Raw genomic sequence first — 2,500 nt, forward strand, 5'->3', positions numbered from 1 at the left:
GCGCCGAAAAAGAAAAAAGCCCGCCGGCGCGAATTGCGCCAGCGGGCCAAAAAAGATGCGGCAGCGACCTACTCTCCCACACCGCTTCCGGTGCAGTACCATCGGCTCTGGTGGGCTTAACTACCGTGTTCGGGATGGGAACGGGTGTGACCCCACCGAAATAGCCACCGCAAACCTTGAAAAAGAGCTCGAGAAGCAACTGCGGCTTCTCGCTTGAATACGAAGGGTTAGAAGAGTCTTCCAGCGGGCCTCGCGTGGCCCGAACTTCTTTTCGATGCCTCGATCTCGACCTCGTCCAAAGGTCGTCTACGACCTGAGAAGAGGGAGACCAAGCCGCACGCCCGATTAGTACCGGTCAGCTGAGCGCCTCACGGCGCGTACACCTCCGGCCTATCAACCTCGTAGTCTTCGAGGGGGCTTCAGGGGCTTGCGCCCGGGAGAAGTCGTCTCGAGGTTGGCTTCCCGCTTAGATGCTTTCAGCGGTTATCCGTTCCGCACATAGCTACCCAGCGATGCCCCTGGCGGGACAACTGGTACACCAGCGGTGCGTCCATCCCGGTCCTCTCGTACTAAGGACAGATCCTCTCACTTCTCCTACGCCCACGGCAGATAGGGACCAAACTGTCTCACGACGTTTTGAACCCAGCTCGCGTACCGCTTTAATTGGCGAACAGCCAAACCCTTGGGACCTGCTCCAGCCCCAGGATGCGATGAGCCGACATCGAGGTGCCAAACCGCGTCGTCGATGTGAACTCTTGGACGCGATAAGCCTGTTATCCCCAGAGTACCTTTTATCCGTTGAGCGATGGCCCTTCCATACAGAACCACCGGATCACTATGACCTGCTTTCGCACCTGCTCGACCCGTCGGTCTCGCAGTCAAGCTCCCTTATGCCATTGCACTCGACGCCTGGTTTCCAATCAGGCTGAGGGAACCTTAGCGCGCCTCCGTTACTTTTTGGGAGGCGACCGCCCCAGTCAAACTACCCACCAGCCATTGTTCCCGACCCCGTTGAGGGGTCCAGGTTAGACACCAGAAATCGCCAGGGTGGTATTTCACCGTTGCCTCCCCCCAAGCTAGCGCCCGGGGTTCATAGGCTCCCACCTATCCTACACAAGCAATTCCTAGTGTCAGTGGCAAGTTGTAGTAAAGGTTCATGGGGTCTTTCCGTCTTGCCGCGGGTAAACTGCATCGGCACAGCTATTTCAATTTCGCTGAGTCCCTGGTCGAGACAGCGCGGAAGTCGTTACGCCTTTCGTGCAGGTCGGAACTTACCCGACAAGGAATTTCGCTACCTTAGGACCGTTATAGTTACGGCCGCCGTTTACCGGGGCTTCGGTTCATCGCTTTGGCCTTGCGGCCTGACGAATCACCTTAACCTTCCGGCACCGGGCAGGCGTCAGACCCTATACGTCCACTTGACGTGTTTGCAGAGTCCTGTGTTTTTGTTAAACAGTCGCTACCGCCATTTATCTGCGACCCAGTATCGCTTCAGGAGCAAGTCCTTACACGATGCCGGGCCCCCCTTCTTCCGAAGTTACGGGGGTAGATTGCAGAGTTCCTTGACCAGAGTTCTCTCAAGCGCCTTAGGATTTTCTCCTCGCCCACCTGTGTCGGTTTGCGGTACGGGCGCCTCGTCAGCTCCACGCGGGGATTTTCTAGGAAGCATGGGATCACGCACTTCAGGCCTTGCGGCCACGTCATCACCTCTCGGCGTAATGGCCTCACCTTTTCATCGTATGAGGCCCGCCTACGGGCTTGAACCGGGACAACCGTCACCCGGCTGCGCTACCCTTCTCCGTCCCCCCTCGCTTCAACGCCAACGGGGCGGTACAGGAATATTAACCTGTTGTCCATCACCTACGCCTTTCGGCCTCGGCTTAGGGCCCGACTAACCCTGGGCGGATTAACCTTCCCCAGGAAACCTTGGGCTTACGGCGAACGAGTTTCTCACTCGTTTTGTCGCTACTCATATCGGCATCAGCTCTAGAACAGACTCCACCAGTCCTTGCGGTCTGGCTTCGCTGTCGGTTCTACGCTCCCCTACCGATCCCTTGCGGGATCCCGTGGCTTCGGTGTCATGCTTGAGACCCGATACATTTTCGGCGCAGTCTCGCTTGATCAGTGAGCTATTACGCTATCTTTAAAGGATGGCTGCTTCTAAGCCAACCTCCTGATTGTCAAAGCGCTACCACATCCTTTTTGTGATCACTTAGCATGAACTTGGGGACCTTAGCCGACGATCTGGGTTATTCCCCTCTCGCCGATGAATGTTATCACCCACCGACTGCGTCCCGGGATAACAGTTTCAGGCATTCGGAGTTTGGTACGGTTTGGTAATCTGGTAGGACCCCTAGCCGTTCCAGTGCTCTACCTCCTGAACTGAATTTCCCGAGCCGATACCTAAATATCTTTCGGGGAGAACCAGCTATCACCAAGTTTGATTGGCCTTTCACCCCTACTCACAGCTCATCCCAGAAGTTTTCAACCTCCATGAGTT

General features: G+C 56.3%; 2 rRNA genes (1 of these 2 cut by a window edge). Both read right to left on the bottom strand.

Annotated features, from left to right (window positions below):
• Positions 1 to 55 precede the first annotated feature (55 nt).
• Positions 56 to 172: ribosomal RNA gene (rrf, locus tag MNY62_RS25090) — 5S ribosomal RNA — on the bottom strand.
• Between the two features lie 152 nt (positions 173 to 324).
• Positions 325 to 2,500: ribosomal RNA gene (locus tag MNY62_RS25095) — 23S ribosomal RNA — on the bottom strand; it runs 801 nt beyond the window's last position.

Source organism: Anaeromyxobacter terrae (assembly GCF_022690685.1).
GTDB lineage: Bacteria > Myxococcota > Myxococcia > Myxococcales > Anaeromyxobacteraceae > Anaeromyxobacter > Anaeromyxobacter terrae.